The following is an 18,302-nucleotide window of genomic DNA, read 5'->3' on the forward strand; positions in this document are numbered from 1 at the left end:
TTTATCTGCAAATATAAACAACCTCAACCATAGAGATCAATAATAAAAAAGTTATATAGCATTCAGACATCATCAAAGATTTTTGTACTACTTTTTTATAAATTTTCTGAAAATACTTTTATTTCTTTATTCCAAAACCATTTTCTTCATAAGCTCCAGATTATGCTGAGCTCCAGAGTGTCCTTGTTCTGCCGCCAGATTAAAGTACTCATATGCCTCTGCATAATTTTGCTCTGCTCCTTCACCATTTATATACATAAAACCCAGAGCAAATTGTGCATCACTATTTCCTTGTTCCGCAGCTGGCTTATAATATTCAAGACTTTTAATGAAGCTTTGTTCTACACCTTTACCATAATAATACATACTACCTGCATAATATTGAGCAATAGGATTCCCTTGCTCAGCGGCAGCCAGATAATACTCAAATGCTTTTGCATAATTCTGTTCTACACCATCACCGTTTTCATATAAAATACCTAAATTAATTTGTGCATCACTATTTCCCTGTTCTGCAGCCAGCTTATAATATTTATATGCCTCCGCATAATCCTGAGCAACACCTTCACCAGTTTTATAAATATATCCTAAAGTAAATTGTGCCTTACTATTACCCTGTTGCGCTGCTAACTGATAGTATTCAATACTTTTAGTATAATTTTGTTCTACGCCTTTTCCATAGTAATATAAATTAGCTAAGTTATACTGGGCAGTAACATCTCCTTGCGCAGCTGCAGCTGAATAATACTCAACCGCCTTTTCATAATTTTGCTCTACACCATAGCCGTTGTAATATAAAAATCCTAATTTACTTTGGGCAATATCAACTCCCTGTGCAGCTGCAGCCAAATAATACTCAGCTGCCTTTTCATAATTCTGCTCTACACCATAACCATCTTCATACAATATACCTAAATTACTCTGAGCATTTGCATTTCCCTGTGCAGCTGCAGCTGAATAATACTTAGCTGCCTTTTCATAATTCTGCTCTACACCATAACCATCACTATACAATATACCCAGATTACATTGAGCGGAAGCATCCCCCTGTGCAGCTGCAGCCGCATAATATTCAGCTGCCTTTTCATAATTCTGCTCTACGCCATAGCCCTCGCTATACAATAAACCTAAATTGAATTGTGCATCGATATTTCCCTGTTCGGCAGCCAATTTATAGTATTTATATGCTTCTACATAATTTTGCTCTGTTCCTTCTCCATCCTCATACATAACACCCAGAGCAAATTGTGCATCCGCATTCCCCTTTCGAGCCGCTTCCAGAGTATTTAAAAATTTATCTGATTTCTTCGTTTCCATCTTCTTATTATTCCTTTTACAGTAAGCTTTTAAACTTTTTCAGAATATTTTTATCTGCAAATATAAATAACCTCAATCATAGAGATCAATAATAAAAAAGTTATATAGCATTCAGACACAAAGATTTTTGTACTACTTTTTTTATAAATTTTCTGAAAATACTTTTATTTCTTTATTCCAAAACCATTTTCTTGCATAAGCTCCAGATTATGCTGAGCTCCAGAGTGTCCTTGTTCTGCCGCCAGCTTATAGTATTTATATGCCTTTGTATAATTTTGCTCCGTTCCTTCACCATCCTCATACATAAGACCAAGAGCAAATTGTGCATCACTATCTCCCTGTTCCGCAGCTAGCTTATAATATTCAATACTTTTAATATAGCTTTGTTCTACACCTCTACCATAATAGTACATACTACCTGCATAATATTGAGCGATAGGATTTCCTTGCTCAGCGGCAGCCAGATAATACCTAAATGCTTTTTTATAATTCTTTTCTACACCATTACCGTTTTCATATAAAATACCTAAATTAATTTGTGCATCACTATTTCCCTGTTCCGCAGCCAGCTTATAATATTTACATGCCTCTGTATAATTTTGCTCCTTTCCTTCTCCTTTTGCATACATAAGACCCAGAGAAAATTGTGCATCGCTATTGCCTTGTTGCGCAGCTAACTGAAAATATTCAAAGCTTTTAGCGTAATTCTGTTCTCTACCTTTACCGAAATAATACAAATCACCTAAATTAACTTGTGCATCAATATTTCCCTGTTCTGCTGCAAACTTATAATATTTGTATGCTTCTGCAAAATTTTGTTCTATTCCCCGTCCACATTCATATATAACACCCAGTTTATTTTGGGCATCGCTATTACCCTGTTGCGCAGCTAATTTATAATATTTAATACTTTTAATGTAATTCTGTTCTACACCTTTACCGAAATAATACAAATCACCTAAATTACACTGTCCAGTGGCATTTCCATGTTCAGCAGCTGCTGCAATATACTCAAATGCTTTTGCATAATCCTGTTCTACACCAAAACCATACTTATATAAAATACCTAAATTAATTTGTGCATCAATATTTCCCTGTTCAGCAGCCAGTCTATAGTATTTATATGCTTCAGTATAATCTTGTGCTGTCCCCTCTCCATCTCTGTACATATTACCCAGATGAAATTGCACATCACTATCACCTTGTTGCACAGCTAATCGATAATACTTTATTGCTTTTGCATAATTCTGTTCTACACCCTTACCCTCATAATACAAAGTGCCTAAATTGATTTGTGCCCCAATATTTCCTTGTTCAGCAGCCAGCTTAAAGTATTTATATGCTTCTGCATAATTTTGCTCTGTTCCCTTACCTTTCTCATACATGATACCCAGAGTAAATTGGGCATCACTATTTCCCTGTTCCGCAGCTGACTTATAATATTCAATACTTTTAATGAAGCTTTGTTCTACACCTTTACCATAATAATACATACTACCTGCATAATATTGAGCGATAGGATTTCCTTGCTCAGCGGCAGCCTGATAACACTCAAATGCTTTTGCATAATTCTGTTCTACACCATCACCGTTTTCATATAAAATACCTAAATTAACTTGTGCATCACTATTTCCCTGCTTGGCAGCCAGCTTATAGTATTTATATGCTTCTGCATAATTTTGCTCTGTTCCCTTACCTTTCTCATACATGATACCCAGAGTAAATTGAGCATCACTGTCACCCTGTTGCGCAGCCAACTGACAATACTCAAAGCTTTTAGTGTAATTTTGTTCTGTACCTTTACCGAAATAATACAAATCACCTAAGTTATACTGAGCAATAGCATCTCCCTGCTTAGCCGCAGCTGCATAACATTCGAATGCTTTTGCATAATCCTGTTCTACACCATCACCATTTTCATACAATAGACCTAAATTATACTGAGCAATAGCATCTCCCTTCGCAGCTGCAGCTGCATAATATTCAGCTGCCTTTTCATAATTCTGCTCTACTCCATAACCCTCGCTATAAAATAAACCTAAATTGACTTGTGCTCCAATGTTTCCCTGTTCGGCAGCCAGCCTATAGTATTTATATGCCTCTGCATAATTTTGCTCTGTTTCTTCTCCGTTCTCATACATAGCACCCAGGTTAAATTGGGCATCCGCATCTCCTTTTTGAGCCGCTTCCAGAGTACTTAAAAATTTATCTGATTTTTTTGTTTCCATATACTTATTATTCCTTTTACAAGGTTGCTTTTAAAATATTCTCAATTTATTGTATTTATAAAATACAGATAAACCTAAATTCTGATACCAATAACAAAAATAGTCATCATTTTATATATCATTAGCAATCATTCTTAATATTTGTATTGAGTATAAACAGTGAATATAAAAAATCTGCTTTTAAAATATCGGATTTCAGACTTTTTTTAAATATCATTAATCATCGAATTAATTCTATTTAATTTTTCAATCATACTTTAATACAGTAATGTTTATTCAGCCTGAATACTACGCTTTATTTCTTCCATCAGTTTTAGATTAATCACTGATAAAATCTACGTGTCCCCGTTTTTTTGTATACAGCGCTTCTTTTGATCAGTTGCTGGCCAAAGCGTTTATTTTTTTTCACACCCTGACCATCGGCATACATTATTCCTAAATTGTGCCATGCCTCTGTTTCACCCCGTTTTGCTGCCAAACAAAAGTAATATACTGCTTTCATATAATTCTGCCGTACACCATTTCCTGAGAGAAACATAAGTCCTAACTTATTTAGTGCTCCTCTATGTCCTTTTCTGGCGGCTGAATAAAAATAATCCCTTGCTATTTTAAAATTTTGTTTTATTCCCTTACCTTCAGCATACATGCATCCCAGTTCATTCTCGGCATTAACATGCTTTTGCGTAGATGCTTGTAAATAATATTTATAAGCATTAATCTTACTCAGTTTTACTCCAAGACCTTTACAATACATCAAACCTAGTTGATATTGTGATTCACCATAGTTTTGTTGCGCAGCTAACTGATGATATTCAAAACTTTTGTTGTAATTTTTTTCTACACCTCTACCATAGTAATATAAATTACCTAAATTACTCTGGGCAATAGCATGTCCCTGTGTAGCAGCTGCTAAATAATACTCTGCTGCCTTTTCATAATTCTGCTCTACACCATCGCCATTTTCATACAATACACCTAAATTACACTGAGCATTTGCATTTCCCTGTTCAGCTGCAGCCAAATAATATTCAACCGCCTTTTCACAGCTCTGATCTACACCATCGCCCGTTTCATACAATACACCTAAATTACACTGAGCATTTGCATGTCCCTGTTCAGCTGCAGCTGAATAATACTCTGCTGCCTTTTCATAATTCTGCTCTACACCATCACCATTTTCATACAATATACCTAAATTACACTGGGCATTAGCATATCCCTGTTCAGCTGCAGCTGCATAATATTCTGCCGCCTTTTCATAATTCTGCTCTACACCATCACCATTTTCATACAATCTACCTAAATTACACTGGGCAGCAGCATGTCCCTGTTCAGCTGCAGCTGAATAATATTCAAATGCCTTTTCACAGCTCTGATCTACACCCTCGCCATTTTCATACAATACACCTAAATTACACTGAGCATTTGCATGTCCCTGTGCTGCTGCAGCTGAATAATACTCTGCTGCCTTTTCATAATTCTGCTCTACACCTTGACCATATTCATATAGAATACCTAAACTCAATAGTGCACTAATATTTCCGAGCCGGGCAGCCTGCTTAAAATATTTATGTGCCTCTGCATAATCCTGAGCAATTACCTCTCCAACGTCATAAATATATCCTAAAGTGTATAGTGCTTCACTATCACCTTGTTGCGCGGCTAATTTATAATATTCAAAGCTTTTAGTGTAATTTTGTTCTACTCCTTTTCCAAAGTAATATAAATTACCTAAATAACGCTGAGCAGTAGCATCTTCCTGTTGCGCGGCTAACTGATAGTATTCAAAGCTTTTAGTGTAATTTTGCTCTACTCCTTTTCCAAAGCAATATAAATTACCTAAATTGACTTGTGCATCGATATTTCCCTGTTCGGCAGCCAGCTTATAGTATTTATATGCCTCTGTATAATTTTGCTCCGTTCCTTTTCCATCCTCATACATAAGACCAAGAGAAAATTGTGCATCACTATTACCTTGTTGCGCAGCTAACTGAAAATATTCAAAGCTTTTAGTGTAATTCTGTTCTGTACCTTTACCGAAATAATACAAATCACCTAAGTTATACTGAGCAATAGCATCTCCCTGCTTAGCCGCAGCTGCATAACATTCAAATGCTTTTGCATAATTCTTTTCTACACCATCACCATTTTCATACAATAGACCTAAATTATACTGGGCAATAGCATCTCCCTTCGCAGCTGCAGTTGCATAATATTCAGCTGCCTTTTCATAATTCTGTTCTACGCCATTACCATACGCATATAAAAGACCTAAATTGACTTGTGCATCAATATTTCCCTGGTCTGCAGCAAGTTTATAGTATTTATAGGCAGCTACATAATTTTGCTCTGTTCCTTTTCCATCCTCATACATAAGACCCAGAGCAAATTGGGCATCCGCATCTCCTTTTTGAGCCGCTTCCAGAGTACTTAAAAACTTATCTGATTTTTTTGTGTCCATCTTCTCATTACTCATTTTGCAATATCGCTTTTAACTATAAATATTTTATTTTCTATACTAAGTTTTTATAAAATCTTTAAAAATACATCTATTTTTACTCCAGAATTATTTTTATGAATTAGCTCCAGAAAATGCTGAGCTTCAGGAGGTTCTTGCATGGCTACCTGCTGAAAATAATTCTCAGCTTTAGCCATATCCTGAACGACACTTTTTTCAACAAAATAAATACAACCTAAAACAAATTGTGCTTATCTAGATAATGCTCAATACCTTGAATATTATCTTGTTTCAGACTTTTACCATAACAGTACATTTTATCTAAATTAGATAGAGAAAAAATATCTCTTTGTTCAACACCGACTGAATAAGATTCAAAGATTTTTTTGTAATCTTGGTTTACGCCATTGTCGTTTTTATACATAAAATCTAATTCGTTTTGTGCAGAAATATCGCCCGATTCTACTGCCCGCTGGAAATAATTCGCTGCTTTAACAAAATCCTGAGCAACACCCTCACCTGTTTTATAAATACGTCCTAAAATATATAAAGCAGAACTATCACCCTGATCAGCGGCTAACTGATAATATTTAATTGCTTTAATGTAATCTTTTTCTCCTCCCACACCGTAGTAATAAAAATTACCTAAATTAAATTGTGCTGAAGCATCCCCCTGCTCGGCAGCCAGCTGATAATATTTACAGCTTTCAGCATAATTTTGCTCTACTCCCTCACCATTCTCATACATAATAGCCAGATCACATTGGGCATCTCTATTGCCTTGATGCGCAGCTAACTGAATATATTCAAAACTTTTAGCGTAATTCAGCTCTGTACCTTTACCGCAATAATATAAACAACCTAAATAATACTGTGCGGTAGCATCTCCCTGAGCTGCTGCCGCTGAATAATATTCAAATGCCTTTTCATAATCCTGTTCTACACCTAAGCCGTATTTATACAGATAACCCAATCTGACTTGTGCTTTAGCCTCTCCCTGTTCAGCACCCAACAGATATTCTTTATATCCCTCTTGAAGATTTTTTAAAGCGACTGCATGAAGTTCATATGATTTTTCACGATCCGGTTCTACACCCTGACCATCATAATACATAACACTTAATTCGACTTGTGCATCAATATTTCCCTGCTCAGCAGCCTGCTGATAATATTTGAATGCTTGTTCATAATCTTGTGCGATTCCTATACTATGCTTATACATATCACCCAGAGCAAATTGCGCATCAATATTTCCCTGATCGGCAGCCTGCTTATAGTATTTGAATGCTTCTGGATAATCTTGTGCGACTCCTATACCATGTTTATACATACCACCCAGAGCAAATTGGGCATCCGCATCTCCTTTTTGAGCTGCTTCCAGAGTACTTAAAAACTTATCTGATTTTTTTGTTTCCATCTTTTCTTTACTCATTTTGCAAAACCGATTTATATTATTCTCACAATATTTTTATTTTAAATTACAAAGAGATTAAATCATACAATCTAATAATTCAAATTATAAAAATAGTTATCCATTTTTCGGTTGTTATTGTCAGCATTAATTTTTAATATCTTTTTATTTACTGCTACATCAATAGAAACTACATTGGAGCAAATTTAACTATGCTCATTCCAGAACCTAATTACATAATCTTTTAGCTTAAAAACGCCTAATGAAATTATGCATAAAAAGTAATTTAACTACATCATTGCAGGCAGATGAATTGGTTTACAGTGTTCACAAAATACAGGAAAGTATATTTTAAATGCCAGTTACAGAGATAAATGAAATCAAAAAATACTATCAGGCCTTACTCACAAAAGATCAAAGTTATATTGGTATTTTTTATGCAGGTGTGAAAACCACCTCAATATTTTGTATCGCAACATGCAGAGCAAAAAAGCCTAAATTAGAAAACACAGAATTTTTTTATACAGTCAAAGAAGCTCTGAATGCAGGTTACCGCCCATGTAAAATTTGCCGACCGACTGAAAATGCCAATGAGGCGCCCGAACAGATTATTAATGCCATAAAAATGATTACTCAGAATCCGAAGATAAAAATTTCTGATTCCGTATTAAGAGAACATGAAATCAGTCCGGAAATTGTTCGCCGCTGGTTTAAAAAAAATTATGGAATTACTTTTCAGGCATATCAGAGAATGTACCGGATTAATCAGGCATATCAGGAATTGAAAACCGGTAAAAAAATAATAGATGTCGCTTTCGATAATGGTTATGGATCATTAAGCGGCTTTGGCTATATCTATAAAAAAATCGCTAAAAACTCACCATCCAGCCATTTAAACAACAATATCATACTTATTAACCGGCTGACCACGCCTATAGGTCCGATGTTTGTCTGCGCCACGCAACAGGGAGTCTGTTTGCTGGAATTTGTCGACCGGCGGATGTTAGAAACAGAGTTTAAACAATTACAGCAATTACTGAATGCCACAATTATTTTTGGTGAAAATGAACATATCATTCAGACCAGAATTCAAATTAAGGAATATTTTGAAGGAAAACGAAAATATTTTTCTATTCCACTACATACTCCCGGCACTGATTTTCAACAGGCAGTCTGGAATTGTCTCAAACAGATCCCCTACGGAGAACTCACTACCTACAAACAACAGGCAGAAAAACTGCATAATCCTCAGGCAGTCCGGGCTGTAGCCAATGCCAATGGTTTCAATCGTATTGCTATTATTATCCCCTGTCACAGAGTAATCGGCTCCAATGGTAAATTAACCGGCTACGGCGGAGGGCTGGAACGTAAAAAATGGCTGATTGACCATGAAAAAAGTAATCTTAAATCATAAAATTGTTTACACATCAGGCTAATAAAACCAGTAATGTGATTTGAGCGTCAGCATAATGATGATTTACCGTTTATCTGCCTGTAACACAAAAAACAAGTAAACATCATTCTGAAAATATTTTTTAAATAAACACTTCAAAACCTGATGCATATTTTGTCGGTATAAATTCAATCAGTTCATATTCGGCAATCTGATGAATGTAAAACGGATCTTTAACCATAATAGACTGCGCCGATTCTTTACTGACCGCCCGGCACAGAATAACTCCGCCGATGCGCGGTACCTGCCGGCCGGAAGCAATAAAATCACCACTATCATAGTGTTCCTGCAAATAATTCAGATGAGCAGGCAAATATTTTTCTACTTCTTCTATCGACTTCAAATAATGCAGTTTAAAAATAAACATGGTATTTATCCCCGATTAATTAGACATATACAGACTTCTTGTCCCTTTTCATCTTAAGGTTATCTTCACGCTTAATCACTCAAATTTGCAAGCCCGAAAACATAAACAATAGTCAGCACATAAACTTCAATATTACAATCATACTATTTATACATGCGCAAACCAATTTAGCATGTCCTATCTTCTTTAAATAAAGTACTGCATGAATTCATATTCTCTTTTCGTAAGCTGTCCGCGCGGGCTGGAAACCATATTAAATCTGGAACTGGTTACTCTGGGCTGTGAGCAGATTCATAATCATGACGGCGGTATCGCACTTACAGGTGATTTAGCCAGCGTATACAAAATTAATCTGCACAGCCGTGTAGCCAGCCGGGTACTTATTCGTCTGACTACCGGCCACTTTCGCAACGAAAACGAAATTTATCAACTGGCCCGGAAAATCTGCTGGCCTGAATGGTTTGACGTAGATAAAAATTTCAAAATTCATATTGAAGGCAAACAGGCACAAATCAACAGCCTTAATTTTGCTGCCCTCAAAGTAAAAGATGCTATCTGCGATGTATTTCGCGATAAAACCGGCCGCCGCCCCAGTATAGAAAAATTTCGTCCGGATATCCGCATTCATGTCTTTATTGAGAAAAACGAAATATCTGTTTATCTGGACAGCAGTGGTGAAGCCTTATTCAAACGTGGCTACCGCAGTGACACCGGTGAAGCACCATTACGTGAAAATCTGGCAGCCGGTTTACTGTTACTGGCCGGCTATAACGGCAGCCAGCCCTTCATGGATCCTTTTTGCGGCAGTGGTACCCTTGCCATTGAAGCCGCACTGATTGCTACCGGCACAGCACCCGGGCTGGAACGTGCTTTCGGTTTTGAAAAGCTGAATAATTATAATGATAATTTATGGCAGCAACTGCGTCGCGCTGCTCAGGCAGCCATACACCAGCCATCTGCACCGATTTTCGGAGCAGATATTGATAGCAGGCTAATCAGACTGGCTCAGGACAACGCCCGCTATGCCGGTATGGAGCAATATATTCAATGGCAGGTAACAGATGCCCTGGATACCCGTCCGAACGGGAATAACGGCATCATGATAAGCAATCCGCCTTATGGTGTCCGCCTTTCTGAAATTCAGCTCTTACATGCTTTATATCCCCAATTAGGCAGCTGGCTGAAACAACATTTTGCCGGCTGGCTGATCGGTATGTTCAGCGCCGACCGTGATATGCCCAAACTGATGCGTCTGTCGCCAAAACGTAAAATCCCATTGTTTAACGGTAATCTGGATTGCCGCCTGTTCCTGCTGGATATGGTAGCCGGTTCTAATCGACAAAAAGAGCATAAAGCATGACAACTATAGAACAAAACGAAGCTCAGCGTCTGTCAAAGCGCATGGCGCAACTGGGTTTATGCTCACGCCGTGAAGCAGACAACTATATTGAAAAGGGCTGGGTAAAAGTTAATGGTAAAACTGCCGTACTTGGGCAAAAAGTTTTTAATAGTGATCGCATCGACCTCGACCGGCAGGCGCACCGTCAGCAAGCCGAACGCGTTACCATTCTACTGAATAAGCCAGTAGGCTTTGTCAGCGCGCAGCCGGAAAAAGGTTATCGTGCGGCCGTTGAGCTGATTACCGAAGCCAACCACTGGCAGGAAGACAAAAGCCGGATTCAGTTTCAGCCGGAGCATACACGCCATCTGGCGCCGGCCGGCCGTCTGGATATCGATTCAGTAGGCTTGCTGGTACTCACTCAGGACGGGCGTATTGCCAAGCAGCTGATCGGTGAAAATAGTGGTATCGAAAAAGAATATCTCGTACGCGTAACCGGTAAACTGAGTGAAAGCGGTCTGGCTCTGCTGAACCACGGATTAAGTCTTGACGGTGAAAAACTGCGGCCGGCTAAAGTCAGCTGGCAAAATCAGGATCAGCTGCGTTTTATACTTAAACAAGGTAAAAAACGCCAAATCAGGCGCATGTGTGAACTGGTAGGCTTACGTGTAACCGGTCTGAAACGGGTACGCATGGGTAAAATCAAACTGGGTGCCCTGCCACCGGGACAATGGCGTTATTTAAGCCCGCAGGAAAAATTCTGATACTCTGCAACCTGAACGGATATAAATTATATTTAATTGAAAATACTAATAATATCTTTTAACATCAATATTTTCCCAGATACAAGCTGAAGAAATAATATATGCAGCTCAATATGAAAAAAATTTATCTTACCCTGCTGAGTGCCAGCCTGCTATCCGCTTGTGCAACAGAAACATCACAAGTAATCAACACTCCCAAAGTAGCCACTTATCAGCAAGCATACAACGGCATAAAAACTCAGCTGGCTGTAGGGAAGTTTGACAGCCGTGGTAATCTGGGCGGCGGTATTTTCAGCAACAGCAATAATCAGCTTACCAGTCAGGCGAAAACCATTCTGATGACTGATTTACAGCAAACAGGTCGTTTTATTGTTCTGGATCGTACTAATCTGGATGAAATCCGTAATGAAGCCAATATCAACGGTATGCAACAAAAGCTCAAGGGCGCGCGCTACATTGTAACTGGTGATATTTCAGAATTCGGACGTAAAACTATAGGTGATGAACAGTTATTCGGCATTCTTGGTCAGGGAAAAACTCAGGTAGCCTATGCCAAAGTTACCCTTAACATCATTGATGTGCAAACAGCAGAAATCGTTTATTCAAGTCAGGGTGCCGGAGAATTCAAACTTTCCACACGCGAAATACTCGGTACCGGCGGCTATGCCAGCTATGACGGAACCCTTAACGGAAAAGTGCTTGATTTAGCCATTCGAGAAGCAGTAAACAATCTGGTTAATGGCATTGAATCAGGACAATGGAATCCTCAGCCTTAACATAAAACCTTTCTGCACACATCAAATCCGAAATGAAAAAAATAATAACAACCGCCATCGCGACCCTGATACTGGCTGTATGCGCTCATCAGAGTCAGTCTGCCACACTTTACTACTGGGGTGATTATCACAAACTGCAATATCAGGCACTGGACGGTAAAACCTCACTGGAAGAACAGATTGCCGGTATGGAAAAATATTTTATTGATGCCGCCAATCATCACAGTAAGCCGGCACCGGGAGCCCATGCACATCTGGGGATGCTCTATGCACAGGCCGGCAACCGCGCCGGTGCTAAAGCTCAGTTTGAAAAAGAAAAAGCCGCTTTTCCCGAATCAGCAACTTATATGAACTTCCTGTTAAAAAATATTGACAAAGATAAATCATAATGCGCTTTTTCAAATTACTGCTTTCTCTGGCGGTTACTACTTTACTTTTCGCCTGTTCCACCTCTCATTACCAGCCACAGCCGCATGATTACAGCAAATTCCGGCAAAGTGATCCGCATTCTATTCTGGTATTACTGCCCACCAGCTCCTCAGTTGATACAAAAGCACCATATGCTGTATTGGCTCAGACAGCACAACCATTAGCTGAATCAGGTTATTATGTTTTTCCTGTAGCTCTGGTTAATGAAACATTTAAAGACAATGGCCTGAATGATGGAGCTGAAATTCAGGCAATAGACATAAACAAAATCAGACAGATTTACAATCCTGATGCCATCCTGTACTTAAACGTAAAAGACTATGGCACAAAATACAAAGTAATCAGCAGCGTTACCACAGTTACCGTAGAAGCCAAACTGATAGATGCTAAAAACGGTTCAATTATCTGGAGTGGAGAAAAAAATATCACCATAGATTCCAGTAATAATAGCAACAATGATATTTTTTCACTGATGGTCAATGCCGTGATTACACAGATTTCAAATAAAGTCTCCGATAAAGCTTATATCGTTGCCGGTGCAGTAGATACCGGTTTACTGTCAGCTGAGGAAACTAATGGCATACTCTTCGGACCTTACAACCCCGGATATAAAAAACCGGTTATCCCCGTTGAATCTGTAAATTAACTTACCTCTCTCAATAAAAGCATCTTTACAGACTTACATGCCAATCAATCATTCTGCACTTAAACTGTAAGTACCCAAAAGCCGGAAAGCATCCGGCCAAATAACAAAATACACCTTTAAAAACGGATATATGAAACAAAATACCATCAAACAGGCAGATTTTTCCATTGCCATTACCACTGTTTTCACCTAAATTGTTATCAGACAAAACTGCGAAAAGTAAAGTAAACAGTTAAAATAACGAATTTACAGCCTTACCAATTTAACGCCAGCAGAGCGGAACGGAACACGTTTAATGAGCACACAAGCCAGTCAGCGTATACGCGAAATCCCCTATAACTACACCTCTTATTCCGACAGAGAAATAGTCATTCGCCTGCTCGGCAGCCATTCATGGGATTTATTGCAACAGCTACGCGAGCAAAGACGAACCGGCCGCTCAGCACGAATGCTGTTTGAAATACTCGGAGATATCTGGGCAGTTATCCGCAATCCTTACCTGATTGACGACCTGCTCGAACACCAGCATCGCCAGCAGGCGCTGGTTAAAGAAATGCGCCATCGCCTCAGCGAAATTCAGAAACGGCGTGACAACAACCAGATGGTCGAGCAACTGATAAAAAGCACAGAGCAGGCCATCAGCGATTTTGACAGCAGCTTTGGTAAAACCCGCAGCAAACGCGAACAGGTATTCAACCGCCTGCGTAAAATCACCCACAAAGACAACATTATGTTCGATGGGCTGGCGCGCGTTAGCCACGTTACCGATGCTACCGACTGGCGTGTTGAATACCCTTTTGTAGTTATCAACCCGGATCACGAAAAAGAAGTTGCACCGCTTGTACGCGCTTTAATTGAGCTGGAGCTCACCATCATTCCGCGCGGCGGCGGTACCGGCTATACCGGTGGTGCCATTCCGATGGACGCCATGAGCGCCGTGATTAATACCGAAAAACTCGACCAGTACAGCCCGGTTGCCTTACAGCCGCTGCCCGGGCTGGAAGGCACTCATCCGGTAATTACCTGCGGTGCCGGAGTGGTTACCCGCCGTGTAGAAGAAGCGGCCAGTGCTGCCGGCTGGGTTTTTGCCGTAGACCCGACATCTGCCGATGCCTGCTGTATCGGCGGCAACGTAGCCATGAATGCCGGTGGTAAAAAAGCCGTATTATGGGGTACCACTCTGGATAATCTGGCGTGGTGGAAAATGGTCAACCCGCAGGGGCAATGGCTGAAAATAGAACGTGTACGCCATAATTTCGGCAAAATCCACGACGAAACCACCGCCATATTTGACATACATACCCTTGATAACGACGGCTACAGCATCCTTAAAACCGAGCGTCTCGAAGTACCCGGGCAGCGTTTCCGCAAAGTAGGTCTGGGTAAAGACGTTACCGATAAATTCCTTGCCGGCGTACCGGGTGTGCAAAAAGAAGGCACGGATGGCATCATCACCTCTGCTGCTTTTGTTTTGCACCACATGCCTAAATACACCCGTACCATCTGTATGGAGTTTTTCGGCACCGTAGCCAATGCCACCCCGTCTATCGTCGAAGTGCGCAACTACATGCTTAACCATAAAACCGTCAAACTGGCGGGGCTGGAGCATCTCGACTGGCGCTACGTGCGCGCCGTAGGCTACGCCACCAAGGCAGCAGGCAAAGGCCGCCCGAAAATGGTATTACTGGCCGACATCGTTTCAGATGATGAAAATGAAGTACAGGCAGCAGCAGCTCATATCGTGCGGCTGGCCAACGCCCGCTGCGGCGAAGGCTTTATCGCCGTTACCCCTGAAGCACGCAAAACTTTCTGGCTCGACCGCTCACGTACGGCCGCCATCGCCCGCCATACCAACGCGTTTAAAATCAATGAAGACGTTGTTATCCCTCTTGAACAGCTTGGCAGCTATTCCGACGGTATCGAACGCATCAACATTGAGCTGTCGATTCAGAACAAACTTGCCCTGTGCGCGGCCATCATCGAATATCTGCAAACCAAACTGCCGGTAGATAAACTCGATACCGACCTTTCCAGCGCCGAGCTGCTCGGCTCTCGCAAACAGCATGCCCTTGATTACATCACCGGTATTCAGACCCGCTGGACATGGCTGCTCAACCATCTCGACACACCACTGGCCGACTATCTGCAGCAGTTTCCGCAAAAACTCGAAGACAACGAACCGGCTGGCGACCAGAGCTGCTTTATCGCCATGCGTGATTTTCATATGCGCGTATCCATCAAACGCGACATCATGCAGCCACTGGCCGAAATATTCAGCGGCAAAACCGATACCCTGATACTGGAAAAGCTCGACGAAATTCATCGCCATATCATCCGCGGCCGTGTCTTCGTTGCCCTGCATATGCATGCCGGTGACGGCAATGTCCATACCAACATACCGGTTAATTCCGACGACTACGACATGCTGCAAACTGCCCATCATGCCGTAGACCGCATCATGGCACTGGCACGCAGCCTTAACGGCGTTATTTCCGGTGAGCACGGCATCGGCATTACCAAAATCGACTACCTGACACAGGCAGAAATGCAGCCCTACTGGGATTACAAACAGCAGGTAGACCCGCACGGCCATTTTAACCGCGGCAAACTGATGCCCGGTGCCAACCTCGACAAAGCCTATACTCCTTCATTTGAGCTGCTGGGCGTAGAGTCGCTGATTATGGAACAGTCCGAGCTGGGTAAAATTGCCCACTCCATCAAAGACTGTCTGCGCTGCGGCAAATGTAAACCCGTGTGCAGTACCCATGTACCGCGCGCTAACCTACTGTACTCACCGCGCAATAAAATTCTGGGTGTCGGTCTGCTTACCGAAGCCTTCCTGTACGAAGAGCAAACCCGCCGCGGCGTTTCCCTGAAACATTTTGATGAACTGAACAGCGTGGCCGATCACTGTACCGTGTGCCACCGCTGCATAAAACCCTGTCCGGTAAAAATCGACTTTGGCGACGTCACCGTAGCCATGCGCAACTACCTGCGCAAAGCCGGTAAAAAGAAATTCAATCCTACCGTCTACATGGGCATGGCCTTTCTTAACGCCACCGACCCCAGAACCATCAAAGCCCTGCGTACAGGCGTCGTTAAGGCCGGCTTCAGACTGCAAAACTGGGGCTATGAAATGGGTAAGCACTTTAGCCTTGGCTGGCTGAAGCGCCAGAAAACCGCACCGCGTGCCACCACCGCCAAGCCGGAAATCCGCGAACAGGTAATACATTTTATCAACCGCCCTTTACCGCGCCACGTACCGATTAAAACAGCCCGTGCCCTGCTGAATATCGAAGACAGCACCACCGTACCGATTATCCGCAATCCGCAGATCAGCGATGAAGCCGAAGCTGTTTTCTACTTTCCCGGCTGCGGCTCCGAGCGACTGTTCAGCCAGATAGGTCTCGCTACTCAGGCCATGCTCTGGCATGTGGGCGTCCAAACCGTCTTACCGCCGGGCTATCTGTGCTGCGGCTACCCGCAAACTGCCGACGGTAATAAAGACAAAGGCGATAAAATCACCATGGACAACCGCGTACTGTTCCATCGTGTAGCCAATACCCTGAACTATCTGGATATCAAAACCGTGGTCGTAAGCTGCGGAACCTGTTACGACCAGCTCAAAGATTATCACTTCGATAAAATTTTCCCCGGCTGCCGCATACTCGATATTCATGAATACCTGCTGGAAAAAGGCCTGAAACTGAACGGCGTAAAAGGCCGGCAATACCTGTATCACGACCCCTGCCATACCCCGATTAAAACCACACAGCCGATAAAAGTTGTGAATGAGCTGATGGGGCAGAACGTACCTCTGTCAGACCGCTGCTGCGGTGAATCCGGCATGTTTGCCGTCAGCCGGCCGGATATCGCCACACAGGTACGCTTCCGCAAACAGGAAGAAATCGAAAAAGGCAAAGCCAAGCTGCCTAAGGGCGAACCGGTAAAAATCCTTACCAGCTGCCCCGCCTGCCTGCAAGGCTTGAGTCGCTATACTGATGATGCAAATATCAAGGCCGATTATGTAGTGATTGAAATGGCCAAACATATACTGGGCGAAAACTGGCAGGATGAATTTGTGCAGAAAGCCAGTAACGGAGGGATTGAGCGGGTGTTACTGTAAATAGGATTAAAAAAAGGTTGCTACTTTACTAAATAGCAACCTTTTTTATTAAGTCTGATTTCTATAGCTGAAAATAAAGCACTAAAATTTAAATATTTTATTCATTGGCACTTTAATTAATATGGTTTAGCAGATTAATTTATTCGTAATTTATAAAATTCATCAGTTTCGGCAAAACGTACCTCTGGCAATGCATCATTTTTAGCTTCTTCCAGAATATTTTGTAACTCTGTAATCGGTTGCTGGCTTCGATTCAGAATATCCATAGCAGGGTCACATATTTCCAGTAACATGGTTTGAATATTTTTACGAATATCATAATAAAAAATTATTCCATATCTCCACACTAATTCATAAAGTAACTTGTTTCTAACATATACTTCAATTTATATTAACTCAGAATTGGTTATACTCTCTTAAAGGAATAATTAATGACAAATACCAATCAACAAAGTATCTTTGTCAATGAACATATTCATTTAGTGCCATCAGATCGACAATACTCAACTAAGTTATACAATATTATTGATGTTAATCGTGATAGTTTTAGTCAATTTATGGCTTGGCCTAAGTTTGTTAATAATGAAGCAGACACATCAAATTTTTTAGATAATTGTTCAGTCGAGCATCAAAAAGATATTACCAAAACTTATGTAATTTTACTAAATAATAACCCTGTCGGCTTACTGTCTTTCAATCGAATAGATAAAAACAATAAGACAGCCTATATTGGTTATTGGCTCAATAGCCAAGCAGAAGGTAAAGGTGTTATGACACAAGCAATTCAAGCACTTACTCATTACTATGCATCACAAAAAATAATTAAACGATTTGTTATTAAATGCTCAGTGGATAATCCTAAAAGTAATGCGGTTGCTAAACGATGCGGTTTTAGTTATGAAGGAACTCTAAAACAGGCTGAATACTTAAATGGAATTTATCATGATCAAAATATTTATGGTCTAATTTCAACATATATTTAAAATTT

At 40.7% G+C, this 18,302-nt stretch carries 15 protein-coding genes; 8 read left to right on the plus strand and 7 right to left on the minus strand.

Going from position 1 to position 18,302, the window contains the following annotated elements:
- Positions 1 to 126 precede the first annotated feature (126 nt).
- The 5 genes from H3V11_RS00885 to H3V11_RS00900 all read right to left on the minus strand — a co-directional run bounded on the left by H3V11_RS00885 (position 127) and on the right by H3V11_RS00900 (position 7,435).
- Positions 127 to 1,317: an SEL1-like repeat protein gene (locus tag H3V11_RS00885; RefSeq protein ID WP_084553011.1), complete on the minus strand. Its 1,191-nt coding sequence runs from the start codon at positions 1,315 to 1,317 to the stop codon at positions 127 to 129.
- Between the two features lie 164 nt (positions 1,318 to 1,481).
- A complete protein-coding gene (locus H3V11_RS00890; protein WP_198223400.1) occupies positions 1,482 to 3,545 on the minus strand; it encodes an SEL1-like repeat protein in 2,064 nt (687 codons plus the stop codon).
- Between the two features lie 322 nt (positions 3,546 to 3,867).
- The gene (locus H3V11_RS00895; RefSeq protein ID WP_198223401.1) at positions 3,868 to 6,006 is read right to left on the minus strand and encodes an SEL1-like repeat protein; all 2,139 of its coding nucleotides are present in this window, start codon (positions 6,004 to 6,006) and stop codon (positions 3,868 to 3,870) included.
- 65 nt (positions 6,007 to 6,071) lie between these two features.
- Positions 6,072 to 6,200, minus strand: a complete 129-nt coding sequence (locus tag H3V11_RS11935) for a hypothetical protein (protein WP_255516506.1) — start codon at positions 6,198 to 6,200, stop codon at positions 6,072 to 6,074.
- Positions 6,201 to 6,238: 38 nt separating this feature from the next.
- Entirely contained in the window at positions 6,239 to 7,435 is a 1,197-nt protein-coding gene (locus H3V11_RS00900; RefSeq protein WP_198223402.1) for a tetratricopeptide repeat protein, read from the minus strand.
- Between the two features lie 334 nt (positions 7,436 to 7,769).
- Here H3V11_RS00900 and H3V11_RS00905 point away from each other — a divergent pair, with 334 nt between their 5' ends.
- Positions 7,770 to 8,828 (plus strand): bifunctional transcriptional activator/DNA repair enzyme AdaA, encoded by a 1,059-nt coding sequence (locus H3V11_RS00905; protein WP_198223403.1) that lies wholly within the window; start codon positions 7,770 to 7,772, stop codon positions 8,826 to 8,828.
- 121 nt (positions 8,829 to 8,949) lie between these two features.
- On the opposite strand, the gene H3V11_RS00910 is transcribed toward H3V11_RS00905, so the two are convergent.
- Positions 8,950 to 9,234, minus strand: coding sequence for a YciI family protein (locus tag H3V11_RS00910; RefSeq protein WP_198223404.1), 285 nt, complete (start codon positions 9,232 to 9,234; stop codon positions 8,950 to 8,952).
- A gap of 202 nt (positions 9,235 to 9,436) precedes the next feature.
- Here H3V11_RS00910 and H3V11_RS00915 point away from each other — a divergent pair, with 202 nt between their 5' ends.
- The 6 genes from H3V11_RS00915 to H3V11_RS00940 all read left to right on the plus strand — a co-directional run bounded on the left by H3V11_RS00915 (position 9,437) and on the right by H3V11_RS00940 (position 17,314).
- Positions 9,437 to 10,594 (plus strand): class I SAM-dependent RNA methyltransferase, encoded by a 1,158-nt coding sequence (locus tag H3V11_RS00915; protein WP_198223405.1) that lies wholly within the window; start codon positions 9,437 to 9,439, stop codon positions 10,592 to 10,594.
- Positions 10,591 to 11,337 carry a pseudouridine synthase gene (locus tag H3V11_RS00920; RefSeq protein WP_198223406.1) on the plus strand — a complete coding sequence of 249 codons (747 nt, stop codon included), beginning with the start codon at positions 10,591 to 10,593 and terminating at the stop codon, positions 11,335 to 11,337. Before H3V11_RS00915 ends, H3V11_RS00920 begins: the two co-directional genes overlap by 4 nt.
- 113 nt (positions 11,338 to 11,450) lie before the next feature.
- The gene (locus tag H3V11_RS00925) at positions 11,451 to 12,113 is read left to right on the plus strand and encodes a CsgG/HfaB family protein (RefSeq protein ID WP_025331098.1); all 663 of its coding nucleotides are present in this window, start codon (positions 11,451 to 11,453) and stop codon (positions 12,111 to 12,113) included.
- A 32-nt stretch (positions 12,114 to 12,145) separates the two neighbouring features.
- Positions 12,146 to 12,502 carry a DUF4810 domain-containing protein gene (locus H3V11_RS00930; protein WP_037390975.1) on the plus strand — a complete coding sequence of 119 codons (357 nt, stop codon included), beginning with the start codon at positions 12,146 to 12,148 and terminating at the stop codon, positions 12,500 to 12,502.
- Positions 12,502 to 13,188: a GNA1162 family protein gene (locus tag H3V11_RS00935; protein WP_100125863.1), complete on the plus strand. Its 687-nt coding sequence runs from the start codon at positions 12,502 to 12,504 to the stop codon at positions 13,186 to 13,188. The genes H3V11_RS00930 and H3V11_RS00935 overlap by 1 nt, the downstream gene beginning before the upstream one ends.
- A gap of 295 nt (positions 13,189 to 13,483) precedes the next feature.
- The gene (locus tag H3V11_RS00940; protein WP_198223407.1) at positions 13,484 to 17,314 is read left to right on the plus strand and encodes a DUF3683 domain-containing protein; all 3,831 of its coding nucleotides are present in this window, start codon (positions 13,484 to 13,486) and stop codon (positions 17,312 to 17,314) included.
- Positions 17,315 to 17,448: 134 nt separating this feature from the next.
- On the opposite strand, the gene H3V11_RS00945 is transcribed toward H3V11_RS00940, so the two are convergent.
- The gene (locus H3V11_RS00945; RefSeq protein WP_174833757.1) at positions 17,449 to 17,607 is read right to left on the minus strand and encodes a hypothetical protein; all 159 of its coding nucleotides are present in this window, start codon (positions 17,605 to 17,607) and stop codon (positions 17,449 to 17,451) included.
- Positions 17,608 to 17,745: 138 nt separating this feature from the next.
- Here H3V11_RS00945 and rimL point away from each other — a divergent pair, with 138 nt between their 5' ends.
- Positions 17,746 to 18,297, plus strand: a complete 552-nt coding sequence (gene rimL / locus H3V11_RS00950) for a 50S ribosomal protein L7/L12-serine acetyltransferase (RefSeq protein WP_086309040.1) — start codon at positions 17,746 to 17,748, stop codon at positions 18,295 to 18,297.
- The last annotated feature ends 5 nt before the right edge of the window (positions 18,298 to 18,302 follow it).

Origin of the sequence: Snodgrassella sp. W8158 (assembly GCF_016100435.1) — a bacterium.
GTDB lineage: Bacteria > Pseudomonadota > Gammaproteobacteria > Burkholderiales > Neisseriaceae > Snodgrassella > Snodgrassella alvi.

Coding starts and splice junctions, on each gene's coding strand:
- H3V11_RS00885 (WP_084553011.1), bottom strand. CDS start 1,317: ATGGAAACGAAGAAATCAGATAAATTTTTAAATACTCTGGAAGCGGCT.
- H3V11_RS00890 (WP_198223400.1), bottom strand. CDS start 3,545: ATGGAAACAAAAAAATCAGATAAATTTTTAAGTACTCTGGAAGCGGCT.
- H3V11_RS00895 (WP_198223401.1), bottom strand. CDS start 6,006: ATGGACACAAAAAAATCAGATAAGTTTTTAAGTACTCTGGAAGCGGCT.
- H3V11_RS11935 (WP_255516506.1), bottom strand. CDS start 6,200: ATGGCTAAAGCTGAGAATTATTTTCAGCAGGTAGCCATGCAAGAACCT.
- H3V11_RS00900 (WP_198223402.1), bottom strand. CDS start 7,435: ATGAGTAAAGAAAAGATGGAAACAAAAAAATCAGATAAGTTTTTAAGT.
- H3V11_RS00905 (WP_198223403.1), top strand. CDS start 7,770: ATGCCAGTTACAGAGATAAATGAAATCAAAAAATACTATCAGGCCTTA.
- H3V11_RS00910 (WP_198223404.1), bottom strand. CDS start 9,234: ATGTTTATTTTTAAACTGCATTATTTGAAGTCGATAGAAGAAGTAGAA.
- H3V11_RS00915 (WP_198223405.1), top strand. CDS start 9,437: ATGAATTCATATTCTCTTTTCGTAAGCTGTCCGCGCGGGCTGGAAACC.
- H3V11_RS00920 (WP_198223406.1), top strand. CDS start 10,591: ATGACAACTATAGAACAAAACGAAGCTCAGCGTCTGTCAAAGCGCATG.
- H3V11_RS00925 (WP_025331098.1), top strand. CDS start 11,451: ATGAAAAAAATTTATCTTACCCTGCTGAGTGCCAGCCTGCTATCCGCT.
- H3V11_RS00930 (WP_037390975.1), top strand. CDS start 12,146: ATGAAAAAAATAATAACAACCGCCATCGCGACCCTGATACTGGCTGTA.
- H3V11_RS00935 (WP_100125863.1), top strand. CDS start 12,502: ATGCGCTTTTTCAAATTACTGCTTTCTCTGGCGGTTACTACTTTACTT.
- H3V11_RS00940 (WP_198223407.1), top strand. CDS start 13,484: ATGAGCACACAAGCCAGTCAGCGTATACGCGAAATCCCCTATAACTAC.
- H3V11_RS00945 (WP_174833757.1), bottom strand. CDS start 17,607: ATGTTACTGGAAATATGTGACCCTGCTATGGATATTCTGAATCGAAGC.
- rimL (WP_086309040.1), top strand. CDS start 17,746: ATGACAAATACCAATCAACAAAGTATCTTTGTCAATGAACATATTCAT.